Below are 15444 nucleotides of genomic sequence, written 5' to 3' on the forward strand. Positions count from 1 at the left end.
AGGCTGCTCGAACTATCAGGACATGCTGATCCCGCCCGTGACCAGAATGGGAGCGCGGCCAGGTACCCGATCGTAAAGGTCGATGATGTCCTGGTTCATCAGCCGCACGCAGCCTGACGAAACCGACTTGCCGATCGAATTCCACTCCGGCGAGCCGTGCAGGCGATAGAGCGTGTCCTCTCCGTTCTGGAAGATGTAGAGGGCGCGCGCGCCGAGCGGGTTGTTGAGGCCGGGCGGCATGCCGCCGTTCTCCGCGCTATATTCCGCGAGTTCTGGCTGCCTGCCGATCATCTCCTTCGGTGGTGTCCATTTCGGCCACCTCTGCTTCCACTCCACATTTGCGCGACCGGCCCATTCGAAACCGGCGCGGCCGAGCCCGACGCCGTAGCGCATCGCCTGTCCATTGCCGAGCACGAGGTAGAGGAAGTGCTGCGACGTATCGACCACGATGGTGCCGGCCGGCTCGCCGGTCGGGTCGGGCACCACCTGCCTCAGGAATTTCGGATCCATGCGCTCGATCGGCACGGCCGGTATTTCGAAGCCGCCGTCAAAGACCGGGCCGTACATGGTGACGTAGCTGCCATAGCGCGCTTCGGGGCCTGCCGGAGGCGGGGCCTCCGCATAGGAGGGGCCTGTGCCGGACGTAGCGCAGGCCGAAAGGCCGAGGGAAGCAGCTCCTAGTCCGGCAAGGTTGAGGAAACCACGGCGCGTGACGAAGCCGGACGTGGAAGAAGGTGATGACATCTTTGTTTTCTTGCTCTTTTTGACTGACGCGACGGCTTTTCCGGCCAGATCCGGTTCCCGATAAGCGACCAGGGCGATAGAGGTTCCAAATCGGGCTTCAGCTTGGGCAAAGAAAGGCAAAGCTGTGATCGTCCGCGTTTGTGGCTTTTTGGCAACGCAAGGTCTGACCGGGCGGCCCGTTTGCCCGGGCTGGCCTTAACGATTCATGCTGAATCCCGTTGACGCCGGGTGAGAAAACAATGACATAACCGCCTCTGCGGCATGAACATATGGATGCTCCGATGACCTTGGCTACTCCGGCGCAGACGACGACTTGGACCTATGCAGAAGGCGATTGGTACGAAGGCAACGTCCCGCTGATCGGCCCGCGCAGCCACGTCATGTGGCTTGCGTCCAGCGTATTCGACGGCGCCAGATGGTTCGAAGGCGTGGCGCCCGATCTCGACCTTCATGCGAAACGGCTGAATTCGTCGGCAATCGCACTCGGGCTGAAGCCGACGATGACGGAGGAGGAGATCATCGGCCTCACATGGGAGGGGCTGAAGAGATTCGACGGCAACACGGCTGTTTACATCAGACCCATGTATTGGGCCGAGCATGGCGGCTATATGGGCGTGCCGCCCGATCCTGCGTCGACGCGCTTCTGCCTCTGCCTCTATGAATCGCCGATGATCTCGCCCGAAGGTTTTTCGATCACGGTGTCGCCGTTCCGCCGGCCGACCATCGAGACCATGCCGACCGATTCCAAGGCGGGCTGCCTCTATCCGAACAATGGCAGGGCCATTCTCGAGGCCAAGATGCGCGGCTTCGACAACGCGCTCGTGCTCGACATGCTGGGCAATGTGGCCGAGACGGGTTCCTCCAACATTTTCCTGGTCAAGGACGGACACGTGATGACGCCGGCTCCGAATGGAACGTTTCTTTCCGGCATCACCCGCGCGCGCACCATATCGCTGCTCGCCGATTATGGCTTCCAGACCTCGGAAAGGACGCTTTGCGTGCGCGATTTCCGGGAGGCGGATGAAATCTTCTCGACCGGTAACCATTCCAAGATCATCCCGGTGACGCGCATCGAGGACCGCCATCTGCAGCCGGGCCCGGTGGCCAAGAAGGCGCGCGAGCTTTATTGGGAGTGGGCTCATTCGACGCCTGCGGCCTAGCGCCCTAGATTGAAGCATTCCGGGGAAGTTGAACCGGCCGTTCTCGCGAACCATCCGGCACGGATGCCGGGGTATTATCAAAGAAGGAGTATGACCATGGCTTTTGAATTGCCCGCGTTGCCCTACGACTACGAGGCGTTGCAGCCCTACATGTCGAAGGAGACGCTTGAATACCATCACGACAAGCATCACAAAGCCTATGTCGACAACGGCAACAAGCTTGCGGCCGAAGCCGGCATGGACGGGCTTTCGGTCGAAGAGGTCGTGAAGAAGTCCTTCGGCTCCAATCCGGGTCTCTTCAACAACGCCGCGCAGCACTACAACCACATCCATTTCTGGAAGTGGATGAAGAAGGGCGGCGGCGGCAACAAGCTGCCGGGCGCGCTGCAGAAGGCGGTCGACAGCGATCTCGGCGGCTACGACAAGTTCAAGGCCGATTTCGTGGCGGCCGGAACCACGCAATTCGGATCGGGCTGGGCCTGGGTCTCGGTGAAGGACGGCAAGCTCGCCATCTCCAAGACACCGAACGGCGAGAATCCGCTGGTCCACGGCGCCAAGCCGATCCTCGGCGTCGACGTGTGGGAACATTCCTATTACATCGACTACCGCAACGCGCGGCCGAAATATCTCGAGGCCTTCGTCGACAGCCTGATCAACTGGGATTACGTGCTGGAGATGTACGAGGCAGCCAAGGGCTGATCTCGAAAAGCCCCGGTTCGCCGGGGCTTTTTTCTGCCCGATAGCAGGTGATCACGCAACCGTGAAGAGCAGTTTGGCTTTTTCCGCGCCGCGTTTTCGTTAGCGTCTTGCGACATGACACGCCCATCCGGAGGGATTGATGAGAAAGCTTGTATTCGCCATCTCAGCCTTGGCGCTGGTGACATCGGCCGCGTTCGCCGATCCGATCGCTGATCGACAAGCCTTGATGAAGGCCAACGGCAAGGCGATGAAAGAACTGACCGGCATCGTGAAAGGCGAGGCTGCCTTCGATGCGGCCATCGTGCTGGCTGCCCTGAACAGGCTTAGCGAGGACGCCGGAAAGATGGACCCGGCAACGCTCTGGCCGGCGGGCAGCGAGACAGGTGGCGACACGACGTCAGCGCCGAAGATCTGGGAAGATCCCGCCGGTTTCCAGGCGGCGATCGACAAGTTCAAGTCGGATGCGGATGCGGCGGTTGCTGCGGCCCCGGCGGATGTCGACGGTCTCAAGGCCCAGATGGGTGTGGTCGGGTCCAATTGCGGTGGCTGCCACGAGACTTTCCGCATCAAGAAAGGCTGACCGCTGAGCCTTTGGCGAAAGCTGATTGGTTCCGCGCTGGTGCTTGGCGGCATCGGCGCGGTCGCTTTTCTGTTTTTGACGGAGCCGGAAAAGCTCGATGCCGCGACTCTTGCAGAACTCGGCACTGGCGACGCGGCGCGCGGCGAGCGGATATTCTGGGCGGGCGGCTGTACCTCCTGCCACGCGCCTCCGAAGTCCGAAGGGGAAGCGCGGCTTGAACTTGCCGGCGGGCTGCAACTGAATACGCCGTTCGGCATCTTCGTGACGCCGAATGTTTCTCCCGATCCGCAGGACGGCATAGGCAACTGGTCGGTGGAGGATTTCGCGAACGCGATGATGCGTGGGGTAGCACCCGACGGCAGCCACCTCTACCCATCTTTCCCCTACGCGTCCTACGCGCGGATGAAGCCGGCCGACATAGCCGATCTCTACGCCTTCATGAGGACGCTGCCTCCGGTTGCGGGCAAGGCGGCGGATCACAGCCTGTCGTTTCCCTTCAGCATCCGCCGTGGCATTGGTCTGTGGAAGCTCCTCTATCTCAGCGACGAACCGGTGATCGCGCTTGCTTCCGATGCGCCGGAAGACGTCAGGCTGGGCCGCTATCTGGTCGAAGGCCCAGGCCATTGCGGTGAATGCCATACGCCGCGGAATTTTGCCGGGGGCACCGACAAGGCGCGCTGGTTGTCCGGAGCGGTCGCAGCGGAGGGCGACGGCGTCGTGCCGAATATCACCTCAGGGGATGGCGGCATCGGCGATTGGTCGGAGAGTGACATAGCCAGCTACCTGGAAACCGGCTTCACCCCCGAATTTGATTCGGTGGGCGGTTCAATGGTCGAGGTCCAGCGCAATCTGGCGCGGCTCCAACCGGCTGACCGGGAGGCGATCGCCGCCTATCTGAAAAGCGTCCCGCCGCACCCGAATGGCTATCCGGCCCGCACCCAGCCGTCCGGCTGAGACGCCTCAGCGATCACCGAGGAACTCAAAGCCGTCCTCGAAGAAGATGTTGTAATCGCAGGTGAGTTCTTCGCCGGCCGCGATGTCGCGGAGCGCAACCGCCTCGTTCTCCGAGAGGAAACCGAAATTCGGCTCCTCCGCATGGTTCATGTAGCGTGCGTCGTCGGCCTCGAAGACGATGAAGCGTGGGTCGCTGCGGCGTGGATAGCAATATCGGTCGAGATAGTTCTTCACCGGGCCAGCCATGCTTTCGTAAACGCCGACTTCGATCAGCCGGTCGAAACGTTCGTCGAGCCGCCAGACCAAGGCGCCTTTCGATATCGCGTGCTTGGCGAAGACACCCATGCCCTGGATCCGCGATTTGTCGAGATAGGTGTCAACGAGGAGCATCGATGAGATTCCAGGGAGAGGACGACAATTGCTGCTCTGGCGGATGGCCGAGGTTGGGAAGGCGACGTCAGGTGAGTTTGTCGCCGTCCATTTTGCCCGCGACCTTCAGGGCGAAGGCATAGACATATGCGATCTCCTCCAGCCGTGAGAAGCGGCCGGATGCGCCGGCATGGCCTGAATCCATGTGGATCTTGAAAAGCGCCGGATTGCCGCTCGCGGTATGCGCGCGCAGCCGCGCGATCCATTTCGCCGGTTCCCAGTAGGTGACGCGCGGATCGGTGAGACCGGCGACCGCGAGGATCGGCGGATAGTCGAGCGCCGCCACATTGTCGTAGGGCGAGTATGCGGCGATCGTCTGGTAGTCTTTCTCCGAAGCGATGGGATTGCCCCATTCCGGCCATTCCGGAGGCGTGAGCGGCAGCGTGTCGTCGAGCATCGTTGTCAGCACGTCGACGAACGGCACTTCCGCGATGATCCCGCCGAAAGCCTCAGGCGCCATGTTGGCGATCGCACCCATCAGCATGCCGCCGGCCGAACCGCCTTGCGCGACGATGCGGTGGTGGGAGGTATAGCCATGCGAGACAAGGTGTCCCGCGACCGCGATGAAATCCAGGAAAGTGTTTTTCTTCTTTTCCCGCTTGCCGTCCTCGTACCAGGAAAAGCCCTTGTCCTTGCCGCCGCGCGTATGGGCTATCGCATAGACGAAACCGCGATCGGCGAGCGACAGGATGTTGGTGTTGAAGCCAGCAGGGATCGTGATTCCGTAGGAGCCGTAGCCATAGAGAAGCATCGGCGCCGAGCCGTCGAGCGGCGTGTCGCGATGATAGATCAGCGACACCGGCACGAGTTCGCCGTCGTGCGAAGGTGCCATCAGTCGGCGGGTTACATAATGGTCGGGATCATGGCCCGACGGGACTTCCTGCGTCTTCAGCAGTACTCGTGCGCGTGTGCGCATGTCGTAGTCGAAGACCTGCGCCGGCGTCGTCATCGAGGAGTAGGAGAAGCGCATGACGTCGGTGTCGTATTCATAGGCGCCGAGCAGACTGAGCGAATAGGCTTCCTCATCGAACGAGATGCTGTGCTCGGAGCCGGTCGCGCGGTCGCGTATGACGATGCGCGGCAGTCCGTCCTTGCGCTCCAGGCGTACGAGGAAGTCCTTGAAGGCAAGGAGCGCGAGGATCAGCCGGCCAGGTTCGTGGGGGACGAGTTCCTTCCAGTTGGGGCGCGTCGGATCGGAGACCGGCGCCGTCATGATCTTGAAGTCCTTGGCACCGTCGGCGTTGGTCAGGATGAAGAAGACGTCACCGCCTTCCTCGAGGTCGTACTGCAGTCCGGTTTCCCGAGCCGCCACCAGCTTCGGCTCCGCCGTCGGATCGTCGGTGTGGAGCAGCCTGAACTCCGAGGTTTCGTGATCGTTGATCGAGACGAATATCCAGTCGTTGTTGCGCGAGCCGCCGACATCCATGAAGAAACCGGGATCGGTTTCCTCGTAGACCAGCCTGTCCTGCGCGTTGTCTGTCCCGAGTGCATGGAAGAACAGCTTGGACGGGCGGTGGTTTTCGTCGACGCGCGTGTAGAGGAAGCCGTCATTGGCCGCGTTCCAGACACCGCCGCCGCTGGTGTCAGACACATCGTCGTCTAGGTCCTTGCCGGTCGCTATGTCGCGTACGCGCAGGCTGAAGAATTCCGAGCCCTTGTCGTCGAAGGCCCATAGGAGGCGGCGGTGATCGCTCGAATGATCGCTGCTGCCGATGCGAAAATACGCCTTGCCATCGGCCTCGGCGTCTCCGTCGAGGATGATCTGCTCGGCGCCGCCCTCGCGCGGCATGCGGAAGAAACGCGGCTGCTCTCCGCCCTTCTTGTAGGAGGAACCGTAGGCAAACGGGCCGTCCTTCATGGGGACGGAGGAATCGTCTTCCTTGATGCGCCCCTTCATCTCTTCGAACAGCCGCTTCCTGAGGTCGGCCGCGTCGGCCAGCATCGCGACCTGGTAGGCGTTTTCTGTCTCGAGATGGGCACGGATGGCGGGGTCGAGAGCCGACGGATCCTTGAACACCTCCTGCCAGTTGCCGGCGCGCAGCCAAGCGAATTCGTCGATGCGGGTGACGCCATGGCGCGTATCTTCGACGGGACGCTCCTCGGTCTTGGGCGCATCGATGGCTGGGAATACAGGTTTTTGGGTCATTGCGTCTCGCTGACGAAAATTCTTGAATGCCGAATGAACACGCCGATCAGGGCCGGTTCAAGGGTGGATATCTAGGTTCAGCGCATATCAATCGGGAGACTCCAAGGAGGATTTGATGATTTCCCGTTTCGGAACCGCGTCTATACTGGCCGCCGCCGCGATCGGCCTTGCCACGATCCAGGCCTCCGCCGCAACCTTTGCCGCCTGGCAGATAACGAACGTGCCCTTCGGCGATACGCTCAATGTGCGCAAATATCCTGCCAGTAACTCGCAGAAACAGGCAGCATATCCGAACGGCACGGTGCTGCAGATGACCGGAAAATGCACCGGCGGCGTCAATCTGTTCGATATTTCCGGTCATCCCGAATGGAAGCAGGAACAACTGGTTCGCTATCGCTGGTGCCAGATCTGGCATGACCCTGCCCAGAACGGCAATTTCGTCACCGGCTGGGTCTATGGCCGGTATATTACGCCGCATTGAGCCTTAGCGGTTCCAGGTCTTCCAACGAAACGCGCCAGCTTAGACTGCTTCGAACGGGCGGTGGCTTGACGTCGCCTGATGGTGATCTACATAGACTTCGCTCGAATTGACGTAACGTAAGGGCGAACGCATACGTAAGAAAGGCCTAAAGAGTTTCAGTAAGGAGCTCAAAATAGCAGCGATATACAGAAAAAGTGGTATTCGTGCCGTAATACTGATCAAATATCCAATTGACTTGGACTTTCACGCGTTTCATAACGACACGCGACGCGAATCATGGGCTTAGCCTGTGCAAAATCGCGCACAGCCCCGCTCTAGACTAAAAGGGGCAAACAAACAGAACTTTATGTTGGGGCCTGAAGAATATGGAAATCGCCGAGCAGCCTACCAGAAATAGTGAAATGCTGATCGAGCTGACCGCGGATGTGGTGGCAGCCTATGTCAGCAACAATCCGGTGCCCGCTGGAGAGCTTCCGAACCTGATCGCTGATGTCCACGCGGCGCTCGGCCGGGTTGGTGGCGGGACCGAGGCGCCGCCGGCCGACAAGCAGAAGCCGGCTGTCAATCCCAAGCGTTCGGTGCATGACGACTATATTGTCTGTCTCGAGGACGGAAAGAAGTTCAAGTCTCTGAAGCGTCACCTGATGACCCACTACGGCCTGACGCCGGACCAGTACCGCGAAAAGTGGAACCTGGATCCGAGCTACCCGATGGTGGCTCCGAACTATGCAGCGGCCCGTTCGCAGCTCGCAAAGAAGATGGGCCTCGGCCGCAAGCGCAAGACCGGCAGAGGCGGAAAGTGATTTTGGCTCCGTCTCGTTGGTGCGAGACAAGATTTAGCCAAAGATCTGAAGCGGCGCCTGCGGGCGCCGTTTTCTTTTCATGGTCCTTGCGATCCGTTCGGCTGTGCATCTGGTCGCTGCGGTACCGGTCGCCGCCGGGCGAAGGCTGTCCAGCGCCTGCTTGAGCGCGATATGCCGATTGAGGTCGTAGCTCCAGTGCCTACGCATGCCGCGCTGCCGCTCGCGTTCGATCATGCGCTCCAGCCGGACGACGATTCGCGAGCGTAACGCGGGTTCGGCGCCCAGCGCTTCGGCGAGGTCGAAGTGGCAGGCGATCTGCAACGCCGCCATCTGCCGGGCTTCCGATGCCCTGGTCTGCTTGTTTTCAAGGAAGGCCGCTATTTCCTGCCGAAGCCCGTTCATGCCGGTAAATCCTGTTTCGAATGGCATGCGAGTGTGAGGGCCGCAGCGGAAGCGGGGAGAAAATCACGGGAAAATTCTGTGATGCTCTGAAAAATAAGAAGTAAAATCAATAGTTTGAAGGATTTATGGTCGGCTGGTCGTTCTTTATTTGTTCACACCACTGCCGGCTCCCGATATAAGAACTTATTCCTATATTCTGGAGGGGGACAAGTTCAGTGCAACTCACATCCATCAAATCGGCGGCACATTCCGAAATCGAGGAAGCACCCTGGCGGGGCATCACCGAGACGATTTTCACGAGCCGGCCGTCGGGGGCGCGCGACGAACTCGCGATCGAATTGTGCGAGGGCATGATCGACATCACGGCGGCGCTGTTCAACGTGTCGAGCAAGGAGATCCGCAAGCCGGGCCGGTCGAGCCTCGGCGTTTCGCGGGTGAGGCAGGTGGCGATGTATGTCGCCCATGTCATCCTCAGGCTGAACATGACCGATATCGGCCGGGCGTTCGGCCGGGACCGCACGACGGTGCTCTATGCCTGCCACCTGGTCGAGGACCTTCGCGACGACACCGACTTCGACCGCATCATCACGATGACGGAACGGGTGGCGCTCGCGGCGTTCGGCAACCGACTGGGGCTCTGACGCAATGGGGAAGACGGAAACGGAGCTGAAGGACAAGGCACAGGCGCGCGTCCTGCGTTTCCTGGCGCAGGGGCCGGCGGAGCTGGCCGACACGGCGGCCGAGGGCAAGGTGCTGCTCGATGCTGGCGATCGCGGAACGATCTCGGTCGAACGGAAGCTGCTGGCGGAAATGATGCGGGCGGGCGAGTTGCGGATGGTCGGGGGGAAGGTGGAGCACGTCGCGCCGGAGGAATGGAGGTTGCCCGAAAGCCGACGCGACATCGGAACCATGGCGATCAGCGACGACGGCAGGATCGAGACGGTTGCTGTCAACTGGTCGGAATCGCCACTCGGTCAGCTGATGCGGCGCAAGGGCAGGGACGGGGAGGCTTTCCTGACCTCGGCCGAGTTCCAGGCTGGCGAGCGGCTGCGCGCCGACTACACGCGCGGCCAGATCATGCCGCGCCTGGGCGCCAACTGGGTGGCGAGCGTCTCATCCGGGCGGCGCGACGGCGGCATCGCCGACCTGACCGACGCGGCGCTCGCCGCCAGGATCCGGGTGGAGAGCGCGATCCGCGACGTCGGCCCGGAACTGTCGGGCATCCTCATCGACGTGTGCTGCTTCCTCAAGGGGATGGAAACGGTGGAGATGGAACGTGGCTGGCCGGCGCGGTCGGCGAAGGTCGTGTTGAAGACGGCGCTCGGCGCGCTAAGCCGCCACTACAATCCTCGGACCGCGCGAGAAAGGCGGCCGCGGCAGATGCTTCATTGGGGGACGGCGGATTATCGTCCGTCGATTACCTGAGCGGGTCGGGTTCTCAAAGTTGCGGTCGCGTACGGCTCAGGCGGTCTGCTTCAGCGCCGCCTCGGCGTCGCGCTTGATCCGCTTGACCATCGAGCGCAGGCCATTGGCACGCTGCGGCGTCAGATGCTCGTCGAGGCCGAGTTCCCTGAGCAGGGCCTCGGCGTCAGTCGCGCCGATCTCGCTGGCGCGCCGACCCGAGAAAAGCGCGAGCATGATAGCGACGAGGCCGCGCACGATGTGGGCGTCCGAATCGCCCCGGAACTCGACGACCGGGTCGGGACCGTCGCCGATCTTCGTGGTGAGCCAGACCTGGCTGACGCAGCCGGGCACCCTGTAGGTTTCGATGCGCGATTCGTCCGGGAAGGGCGGCAGCGCCGCACCCAGATCGATGACATAACGGTAGCGGTCCTCCCACTCGTCGAGGAAGGCAAAGTCGTCGCGGATCGCCTCAATGGTCGTCATGGGCCGGATATAGGCCGAGCGGAGGCCGAGGTCACGAAAAAGCTTGGAATATGCCTCTGGCCGATCGCTAGTCCGCGGGAAGGAAGGGGCTGTTCCCAGGGCGGGAAACAACGGCCCCGACATCACTTCGAGACTGTCACGCTGCCGGTCGCGGAGGAATCGGTGGGTTCGTCCGTCCGGGAGGCAGGCTGTTCGGACGCGATGAGCGAGCCGACCTCGTCGGCCGGCGCAGGGTCGCCGTTCTCCTCGAACATCTGGTAGGCGTTGCGGGCGGTTTCGCGCGCCCTTGCGCCGATCGTCTGCATGGCGGCTATGCCGACCTCGCAGACGCCGGGCTTGCGCTCGCATATGCCGGAGACGTCGTCGACGGCCTCGCGAGCGGCAAAGAAAGCCTGGATCGGGCTGACGCTGTCGCCGTTCGCGCCGGTGTCCAGGGGAAGCACCAGAAGCACCAGCGAGAACCAGAACGCCATTCGGATCAGGAAGCCCATTCGTCCGTCCTCTTGTTCCGTCCCGCAGCAGCAATCGTGGAAGCGGGGTCTCATCACCGGCGCGACAATGCCACGACCAGCCGAAGGACGGCTTGCAGCCGAGAATAACATTCGAGGCAAATTTGATTCAAATTTTAGCGATTCGAACGTGAATCGAGATGGCTGAAAATGCCGCTCGGCGCATCAACTGGTCGTTCATCATGCAAGTGGTTGATCTGAATTCTCTTTTCCGGATTCAGAGGGTGCCAGACGGGCAACCCGGCACGGTTGCAGAGATCGAGAAAACTAAGCCCCCGTTTACCATAGGTAGAACCAGAAGAAGCTGGGCGTCGTCGCAACCCCGTTATTCACCGCCGAGCCGAGGTCAAACGGCCCGGGCTTTATTCATTCCTTAAAGGCTCAATGCGAATTTCGAGGACAACAAAGGCGACCCGCCAAGCGGGCCAAATACTGTATTAGTGCGAGTGCGTTGATTGCGTCTGTCTGGGACCAGAACCGGTGAGCTGCTTGACGCCGTCGCCGCGCGCTGTGAGCGTCTGGTCCATGGCGCCGTTCGCGAACCTGCCGAGCGTCTTCGCCAGCGACGGCTGATCGGTGTCCTTCTGGCTGCTCCTTTCATGATCGCCGCGCCGGCAGCCGTCCTGCTGTCGCCCCTCGTCGGCGTTGCGGCAACGCTCGCCGGCATAAGCGCGATCTTCGGCGGCGCTCTCCTCTCTGCGCTTCTCGTCGCCACGACCGGTCGGGCGCGCATTGCGGAAGCGGTCGCATTGGTGCTCGGGACCGTGGCGCTTGCGGGGATCGTGGCGTCGGCCGGAGGGTCTGCGTCGCCGGCTGCAATCATCCTTGCGGCATTGCCTTTCGAGGCGTGGTGGGTGAGGCGGACGCCGAAGGCGGCACTTGGCGGAATGGTTGCCGGGTTCGCCGCACTGGCGCTGCAGGCAACGCTCGGGCCGGTCCTCTTCGCCGGAGCGTCGCCGGCAGCCGCCCACTGGGTGATCCCGCTTGGCTATCTCGCCTTCGTCGCGCCGCGCATCGCCGCCTGGCTGGACGAAAAGGCAGAGAGCGATACGAACGAGAAGCGTCCGCTGGAGGAAATCGTCGAGGCCGTGGTGCTGCGTATGGACGCGGGCGGCGACGTACTCGATGCCTCGCAGCAGTCACGCCGGATACTTGGACTTGCACCTGAACTGCTTTTGTCGACGGGCCTGTTCGACCGGCTGCATGTCGCCGACCGCGTCGCCTATATGTGCGCGTTGGCCGACTTGCGCGAGAAGGAAGGGTTTCGGCGGGTCGAGGCAAGGATCAGGGTTCCGGGGTCTGCCGGCACCGCTGCCGCGGATTACCGGTCCTTCGTCATCGAGATGATGCGGCCGTCGGATGCACAGACGTCGACCGGGCCGGTCATCACGGTACTGGTGCGCGCGGACGACGAGGCGGCGGCCCTGCGCGCGGCGCTGGCGGCTTCGGTGGATACCGCGGAAAGCACCGAGATCGCCCGCAGCCGCATGCTCGCGGCGGTCAGCCATGAACTGCGCACACCGCTCAATTCCATCATCGGCTTTTCGGACATGCTGCTGCACGGGTTGCTGGGCGGCTTCTCCGATCCGAGGCAGAAGGAATATGTGACGCTGGTGCGCGAGTCGGGATGCCACCTGCTTGCCGTGGTGAATTCCATCCTCGACGTGTCGCGGCTGGAATCCGGCGCCTATCCGGCCGAGTGCGAGCCGTTCCGCTTCGGCGAGGCCGTCGACATGTGCCGGTCGATGCTGGAAAGGCAGGCGGCGGACAAGGAGCTGAATCTCAAGGTTGCGCTGGCCTCCGATATAGGCGAGGTGCATGCCGACAAGCGCGCGGTCAAGCAAATGCTGATCAACCTGATCTCGAATGCCATAAAGTTCACGCCGGCAGGCGGAACGGTGGCGGTCGGCGGGAAACGTCTCGGCTCGCGGCTGCATTTCTGGGTGTCGGATACCGGCATCGGCATGTCGGCCGACGATCTCACCCGGATCGGCAAGCCGTTCACGCAGTTGCAGAACGACTATACGCGCAGCCTGGAAGGCGCAGGCCTCGGCCTGTCGCTGGTGAAGGGGCTCGTCGCGCTTCACCACGGCACGATGGCGATCGAGAGCGAGCCGGGCCATGGTACGACCGTCACGATCAACCTGCCCGCCGATCCGCCGGCGCGGGAGATCGAAAGGGAAGCGGCCGAGGTTTTTGCGATGAAGCCGAACAGATCCAAAGAGGACTTCGATGGGACGTTCCGCAAGACAGCTTGAAGAGCACGAGCCCTGGACTTTCGGGGACGGCGTCGGCGCGGTGCTCGGACTGATCGCGCGCAACCCCACGCTGGTCGGGGGCTCGACGGCGTTCCTGGTGGCGCTGAGCTTCGTGTCCGCCAACGCGCTGTGGTACCAGCCGCACGCGCATTCCGGCGCCTTCTTCGCCACCCGGGATTTCCTGAGGCCCGGCGCGCCCGAACCCGCCTTTGGGCTTCCCGACGAAACGACGATCCTGATCGAACGTCCGAACGAGGACCAGCAGCCGGAACAACTGCGGGTCGTGACGGGTGATCCGACGATCAAGGAAGTGCAGGAAACGTTGAGGCAACTCAACTTCTACAGCGGCGAGGTCGATGGGCTACTCGGTCCGAATACGCGCACGGCGATCGAGGCCTACCAGTCCAAGATGGGAATGGCGGTGACGGGCTCAGTCGATGACGGTCTGCTCGACCAACTGGGCACCGGCTCGATCAAGCAGGCCGTGCTTCCATCGCCGGCGCCGCGCGACAAGGCAGCCCAACCGGCTGTGGCGACGACGGGCCAGGCGGCCAGCGAGGCTGCCCCCAAGCAGGCGTCGCTGACGCGCGACGAGCGTATCGCCAGGGTGCAGGCCGGACTGAAGGAATTCGGCAATGAGGCGATCGAGATCGACGGCCTCATGGGGGCAAGGACCGCTGCCGCGATCAAGGAATTCCAGTCGCTGTTCGGGCTGGAGGTCACGGGCGAAGCCGATCAGGCCGTCTACGCCAAGATGAAGGAAATCGGGCTGATCCAGTGAGTCGGTCACCTGGTCTCCCTACGGCCCTCGGCGCCGATCCGGCCTTGGTCTGTCGCGATCGCACACGCGACGCCGGTTTCCATTTTCCCTGAAATTGCTCTAGAGCAGCCCCATGCGGGTGACGACGGATTTTTGGGTTTCGGCGCTGGTGAAGCGTGTCTTTTCCGGGGGCGGTTTCGCGGCGATCGCGAAGCGCGGCGCGACGGAAGCGGGCGCGGTGTTCGTGATCGTGCGCGACAGGCTGGGCGGGGCCGAGCTGTTCGGGCCGGCGCCCCAGACGAGCTATGACACGGCGAAACCCGACGAGCGTTTCTTCATCCGCTACGCACTGGAGGACGAGGCCGCGCTCGACGCGCGACTGGAGAAGGAAAAGCGGTTCGACTACGACATCTGGGTGGTCGAGATCGAGCCGGGGCAAGGCACGATCGAAGATCTGATCTCGGTTGCCGAGACGTAGTTCAGGTCACCATTTCGGGAAGCCGGTTCGAAATTTTTCCGGCTGCTTCGGCTCGGCTCAGCGGGCAGCCCGCATGTCGCGGCTGCGCAAGGAGGCCGGCGGTTCCGTCGAAGCTTCGGCGATGCTCGATTTCCACGAAGCGATGCGCTCGGAAGCCTCTTCGCGGCTGATTGCGGCATAGCGCAACAGGAAGAGGCGGATCGCCTGCAGATCGCCGAAGAGCGCGGGGTAGAGCGCGGCGGTGACGAGGAACGCCTTCTCATCACCGACCTCGAGCATGCGCAGCGCGTCGAGCAGCCATGCATAGGAGGGGTCTTCGCTAACATCGCGGACGGCCGAGAAATCCTTGTCTAGCGCGTCGGCAAGCGCGGTCTGGAAGAAGGCGGCATGGCCGCTGAGCACCGTTTCACGAAGCCGGTCGTATGGTGTGCGGTCGCGCGATCCCGTGGTCGAGATCAGGGTCGAGGCAGGGCGCATCATCGCACGCAACCGGCGGCGGGTTTCCTCGGCGGCGTCGCCGGGCGCGCGCTCCTCGGTAGGTGCTGCTGGCACGGCGGTAGAGGAAGCCGCTTGCGGGCGCTGTGCCGACACGGTCTCGCGCGGCCTCAGCGGCACGACCTTCCTCTCCAGCGCGGCGACGAGCTTGGCGATGGCCGGGTTGAGCTCCGGCCGGCGGCCGATGGCGCGCGCATGACCATATCCGTGGCGGCCGATGAAGGCGATGAGGTCGATGTCGGTGAGCGCGCCGGAGCGGATGAGCAGGGGTGCCGCGATGTCGACGGTCTCGTCGCAGAGACGCCTGACGAGACCCGCAGGCGGGTAGGCGCATTCGGAAAGCGCGGCGGCGACGTAGCGCTTGGCTTCGACCGAGACGAGGTCGAAGAGCGGCAAAGCGAGGTCCTCGAGCTGCGCGATCTCGCGCCTGGACGGACGCGGCAGCGAGCAGAATGCCGAAACCGAGGCGCGGAAAAGCCGCTCCGCCCTCTGCGCATCGCTCCTGATCGTGATCTGACGGAAATCGGAGGAAGACACGTCTGTACGCCTGACACACTTACTGATGCTGCCATCATCCCGTCCGAAACCGGGCATTCGGGATCATGGCCGACCGGTGCCAGGCGGACTGCCTGACGCCCGGTCTGATTTCAAATTAGCGG

Annotated in this window: 17 protein-coding genes and 1 pseudogene; 11 read left to right on the plus strand and 7 right to left on the minus strand. The window is 62.6% G+C overall.

Features of this window, described 5'->3' with window-relative positions:
• Positions 1–15 precede the first annotated feature (15 nt).
• The gene (locus tag D8676_RS12570; RefSeq protein ID WP_121581243.1) at positions 16–744 is read right to left on the minus strand and encodes a L,D-transpeptidase; all 729 of its coding nucleotides are present in this window, start codon (positions 742–744) and stop codon (positions 16–18) included.
• A 281-nt stretch (positions 745–1025) separates the two neighbouring features.
• Here D8676_RS12570 and D8676_RS12575 point away from each other — a divergent pair, with 281 nt between their 5' ends.
• From D8676_RS12575 to D8676_RS12590, 4 genes are all read left to right on the plus strand, one after another.
• Entirely contained in the window at positions 1026–1904 is an 879-nt protein-coding gene (locus D8676_RS12575; protein ID WP_121581589.1) for a branched-chain amino acid aminotransferase, read from the plus strand.
• A 96-nt stretch (positions 1905–2000) separates the two neighbouring features.
• Complete coding sequence (locus D8676_RS12580) at positions 2001–2603, plus strand: superoxide dismutase (protein ID WP_121581591.1); 603 nt, start codon at positions 2001–2003, stop codon at positions 2601–2603.
• A 139-nt stretch (positions 2604–2742) separates the two neighbouring features.
• Positions 2743–3183 (plus strand): cytochrome c, encoded by a 441-nt coding sequence (locus D8676_RS12585; protein WP_121581244.1) that lies wholly within the window; start codon positions 2743–2745, stop codon positions 3181–3183.
• Between the two features lie 3 nt (positions 3184–3186).
• Entirely contained in the window at positions 3187–4137 is a 951-nt protein-coding gene (locus tag D8676_RS12590) for a cytochrome c (protein ID WP_121581245.1), read from the plus strand.
• Between the two features lie 6 nt (positions 4138–4143).
• Here D8676_RS12590 and D8676_RS12595 read toward each other — a convergent pair whose 3' ends face one another.
• Together D8676_RS12595 and D8676_RS12600 are read right to left on the minus strand one after the other, a co-directional pair.
• A complete protein-coding gene (locus tag D8676_RS12595; protein ID WP_121581246.1) occupies positions 4144–4527 on the minus strand; it encodes an SET domain-containing protein-lysine N-methyltransferase in 384 nt (127 codons plus the stop codon).
• A gap of 67 nt (positions 4528–4594) precedes the next feature.
• A complete protein-coding gene (locus D8676_RS12600; RefSeq protein ID WP_121581247.1) occupies positions 4595–6712 on the minus strand; it encodes a S9 family peptidase in 2118 nt (705 codons plus the stop codon).
• Between the two features lie 115 nt (positions 6713–6827).
• Here D8676_RS12600 and D8676_RS12605 point away from each other — a divergent pair, with 115 nt between their 5' ends.
• Together D8676_RS12605 and D8676_RS12610 are read left to right on the plus strand one after the other, a co-directional pair.
• Complete coding sequence (locus D8676_RS12605) at positions 6828–7193, plus strand: SH3 domain-containing protein (protein ID WP_121581248.1); 366 nt, start codon at positions 6828–6830, stop codon at positions 7191–7193.
• Positions 7194–7558: 365 nt separating this feature from the next.
• Positions 7559–7996, plus strand: a complete 438-nt coding sequence (locus tag D8676_RS12610; RefSeq protein ID WP_121581249.1) for a MucR family transcriptional regulator — start codon at positions 7559–7561, stop codon at positions 7994–7996.
• Positions 7997–8137: 141 nt separating this feature from the next.
• On the opposite strand, the pseudogene D8676_RS27915 reads toward D8676_RS12610, so the two are convergent.
• Positions 8138–8398 (minus strand): annotated as a pseudogene (locus D8676_RS27915) (cytoplasmic protein); the annotation flags it as partial.
• A 215-nt stretch (positions 8399–8613) separates the two neighbouring features.
• Between D8676_RS27915 and D8676_RS12620 the strand changes: the two are divergent.
• Both D8676_RS12620 and D8676_RS12625 read left to right on the plus strand, forming a co-directional pair.
• The gene (locus D8676_RS12620) at positions 8614–9039 is read left to right on the plus strand and encodes a helix-turn-helix domain-containing protein (protein ID WP_245426766.1); all 426 of its coding nucleotides are present in this window, start codon (positions 8614–8616) and stop codon (positions 9037–9039) included.
• Between the two features lie 4 nt (positions 9040–9043).
• On the plus strand, positions 9044–9823 hold the full coding sequence (locus D8676_RS12625) for a DUF6456 domain-containing protein (RefSeq protein ID WP_121581250.1): 780 nt from the start codon (positions 9044–9046) through the stop codon (positions 9821–9823).
• A 36-nt stretch (positions 9824–9859) separates the two neighbouring features.
• Here D8676_RS12625 and D8676_RS12630 read toward each other — a convergent pair whose 3' ends face one another.
• Both D8676_RS12630 and D8676_RS12635 read right to left on the minus strand, forming a co-directional pair.
• Entirely contained in the window at positions 9860–10285 is a 426-nt protein-coding gene (locus tag D8676_RS12630) for a SufE family protein (RefSeq protein WP_121581251.1), read from the minus strand.
• A 122-nt stretch (positions 10286–10407) separates the two neighbouring features.
• Positions 10408–10776, minus strand: a complete 369-nt coding sequence (locus D8676_RS12635; RefSeq protein ID WP_121581252.1) for a DUF5330 domain-containing protein — start codon at positions 10774–10776, stop codon at positions 10408–10410.
• 617 nt (positions 10777–11393) lie between these two features.
• On the opposite strand from D8676_RS12635, the gene D8676_RS12640 reads away from it, so the two are divergent.
• From D8676_RS12640 to D8676_RS12650, 3 genes are all read left to right on the plus strand, one after another.
• Positions 11394–13052: a PAS domain-containing sensor histidine kinase gene (locus tag D8676_RS12640; RefSeq protein WP_245426767.1), complete on the plus strand. Its 1659-nt coding sequence runs from the start codon at positions 11394–11396 to the stop codon at positions 13050–13052.
• The gene (locus D8676_RS12645) at positions 13027–13833 is read left to right on the plus strand and encodes a peptidoglycan-binding protein (protein WP_121581253.1); all 807 of its coding nucleotides are present in this window, start codon (positions 13027–13029) and stop codon (positions 13831–13833) included. The genes D8676_RS12640 and D8676_RS12645 overlap by 26 nt, the downstream gene beginning before the upstream one ends.
• A 112-nt stretch (positions 13834–13945) precedes the next feature.
• Entirely contained in the window at positions 13946–14290 is a 345-nt protein-coding gene (locus D8676_RS12650) for a DUF1491 family protein (RefSeq protein ID WP_121581254.1), read from the plus strand.
• Between the two features lie 57 nt (positions 14291–14347).
• Here D8676_RS12650 and D8676_RS12655 read toward each other — a convergent pair whose 3' ends face one another.
• Complete coding sequence (locus D8676_RS12655) at positions 14348–15322, minus strand: hypothetical protein (protein ID WP_121581255.1); 975 nt, start codon at positions 15320–15322, stop codon at positions 14348–14350.
• Between the last annotated feature and the right edge of the window lie 122 nt (positions 15323–15444).

Origin of the sequence: Mesorhizobium sp. YM1C-6-2, from assembly GCF_003666685.1 — a bacterium.
Taxonomy (GTDB): domain Bacteria; phylum Pseudomonadota; class Alphaproteobacteria; order Rhizobiales; family Rhizobiaceae; genus Mesorhizobium_K.

Coding starts and splice junctions, on each gene's coding strand:
- D8676_RS12640 (WP_245426767.1), top strand. CDS start 11,394: ATGATCGCCGCGCCGGCAGCCGTCCTGCTGTCGCCCCTCGTCGGCGTT.
- D8676_RS12610 (WP_121581249.1), top strand. CDS start 7,559: ATGGAAATCGCCGAGCAGCCTACCAGAAATAGTGAAATGCTGATCGAG.
- D8676_RS12575 (WP_121581589.1), top strand. CDS start 1,026: ATGACCTTGGCTACTCCGGCGCAGACGACGACTTGGACCTATGCAGAA.
- D8676_RS12630 (WP_121581251.1), bottom strand. CDS start 10,285: ATGACGACCATTGAGGCGATCCGCGACGACTTTGCCTTCCTCGACGAG.
- D8676_RS12645 (WP_121581253.1), top strand. CDS start 13,027: ATGGGACGTTCCGCAAGACAGCTTGAAGAGCACGAGCCCTGGACTTTC.
- D8676_RS12595 (WP_121581246.1), bottom strand. CDS start 4,527: ATGCTCCTCGTTGACACCTATCTCGACAAATCGCGGATCCAGGGCATG.
- D8676_RS12570 (WP_121581243.1), bottom strand. CDS start 744: ATGTCATCACCTTCTTCCACGTCCGGCTTCGTCACGCGCCGTGGTTTC.
- D8676_RS12600 (WP_121581247.1), bottom strand. CDS start 6,712: ATGACCCAAAAACCTGTATTCCCAGCCATCGATGCGCCCAAGACCGAG.
- D8676_RS12635 (WP_121581252.1), bottom strand. CDS start 10,776: ATGGGCTTCCTGATCCGAATGGCGTTCTGGTTCTCGCTGGTGCTTCTG.
- D8676_RS12585 (WP_121581244.1), top strand. CDS start 2,743: ATGAGAAAGCTTGTATTCGCCATCTCAGCCTTGGCGCTGGTGACATCG.
- D8676_RS12625 (WP_121581250.1), top strand. CDS start 9,044: ATGGGGAAGACGGAAACGGAGCTGAAGGACAAGGCACAGGCGCGCGTC.
- D8676_RS12605 (WP_121581248.1), top strand. CDS start 6,828: ATGATTTCCCGTTTCGGAACCGCGTCTATACTGGCCGCCGCCGCGATC.
- D8676_RS12580 (WP_121581591.1), top strand. CDS start 2,001: ATGGCTTTTGAATTGCCCGCGTTGCCCTACGACTACGAGGCGTTGCAG.
- D8676_RS12650 (WP_121581254.1), top strand. CDS start 13,946: ATGCGGGTGACGACGGATTTTTGGGTTTCGGCGCTGGTGAAGCGTGTC.